Source organism: Phyllobacterium trifolii (genome assembly GCF_014192095.1).
In the GTDB taxonomy this organism is placed as follows: Bacteria; Pseudomonadota; Alphaproteobacteria; order Rhizobiales; family Rhizobiaceae; genus Phyllobacterium; species Phyllobacterium trifolii.
On record NZ_JACHXN010000063.1, the window covers coordinates 1 to 1430 of the forward strand.

General features: G+C 55.7%; 2 protein-coding genes. Both read right to left on the bottom strand.

The window, feature by feature from the left end; all coding sequences use genetic code 11:
- Window positions 1–887, bottom strand: an 887-nt coding sequence (locus tag FHS21_RS30350; protein WP_183665866.1) for an ABC transporter substrate-binding protein, incomplete at its 3' end; no start/stop codon positions are given.
- Window positions 888–953: 66 nt separating this feature from the next.
- The gene (locus tag FHS21_RS30355) at window positions 954–1361 is read right to left on the bottom strand and encodes a DUF2160 domain-containing protein (RefSeq protein ID WP_183665868.1); all 408 of its coding nucleotides are present in this window, start codon (window positions 1359–1361) and stop codon (window positions 954–956) included.
- Between the last annotated feature and the right edge of the window lie 69 nt (window positions 1362–1430).

The following is a 1430-nucleotide window of genomic DNA, read 5'->3' on the forward strand; positions in this document are numbered from 1 at the left end:
CGAGCGACGCATGAACCAACAGGCTGTGACTTTTCGTTGACCTTGATGCCCCATTCATCGACTGGCAGACCATTCGGGATACCCTTGTCGCCATTCCCAGCCATGGAAAGCCACGCATCGGTAAAGCGCCAGCCAAGCGATGGGTCCTTCTTGCCATAGTCCATATGGCCGAAGACCTTCTTGCCATCGATCTCCCGGCCGGTGAAGAACTCGGCGATATCCTCGTAAGCTGACCAATTGACCGGTACGCCGAGGTCATAGCCGTACTTCGCCTTGAAATCCGCCTTGTTCTTCTCGTCGTTGAACCAGTCGTAGCGGAACCAGTAGAGGTTGGCGAACTGCTGGTCGGGCAATTGATAAAGCTTGCCATCTGGTGCCGTAGTAAACGATTTGCCGATGAAATCATCGACGTCAATGCCGGGATTGGTGACGTCCTTGCCTTCGTTGGCCATCCAGTCGGTCAAGTTGCGCGCCTGCTGATAGCGCCAATGCGTACCAATCAGATCGCTATCGTTGATATAGGCATCATAGATGTTTTCGCCCGACTGCATCTGCGTCTGCAGCTTTTCCACCACGTCACCTTCACCGATCAGGTCATGGGTGATCTTGATTCCGGTAATATCGGTGAACGCCTTGGCGAGTGTCTTGGACTCGTAATCGTGCGTGGTGATGGTCTCGGAAACCACCTTGATGTCCATACCGGCGAAAGGCTTCGCCGCATCGACAAACCACTGCATTTCCTTTTCCTGTGCCGCCCTGTCGAGGGTCGACATGTCGCCAATCTCCTTGTCAAGGAATGCCTTGGCTTCGTCCATTCCGGCCCAGGCACTACCTGCACCGAACAGCAGCGCCAAGGCTGTCGTTGTCGTTAAAATTCGCGTTCGCATAATATTGTCCTCCCAGAGTTGCGATTGCATCGTCAAGTGCGGGGCGGGATGCCCTACACCTAATTTCTAGACATAGCGGAATACGCCGATGGCGTAGACCACGGATAAAGCCAAAGCCCACCAGAGGTTCGGACCGACAAGTCCAAGCCAGGCGAGATGAATGAAGGCGCTGCCAAGCAACGACACGAACAGCCGGTCGCCGCGCGTGGTTTCAAAGCGCAGGATGCCGACACGCGGATTGCCGCCCGGCGAGGCATATTCCCATACGGCCATCAGCGACATCAGAAAGAAAATAGTCAAGAAAAACAGCGCCGTGGGAAAGGTCCAGGCCATCCAACCGCCTTTGACCAATGGAGCGAACCAGTCACGCGCACCATCCTTGAAAGGGACCGCTCCCACGAGCAGCCCGACCATGATTGCAAAAGCGGCGACGACTGCCGCCAGCACTACAGGCCAACGCCTAGTCGTTTCCATTATACCCTCCCCAGGGCGAAGCCCTTGGCGATGTAGTTGCGGACGAAGTAAATAACGATGGCGCCCGGG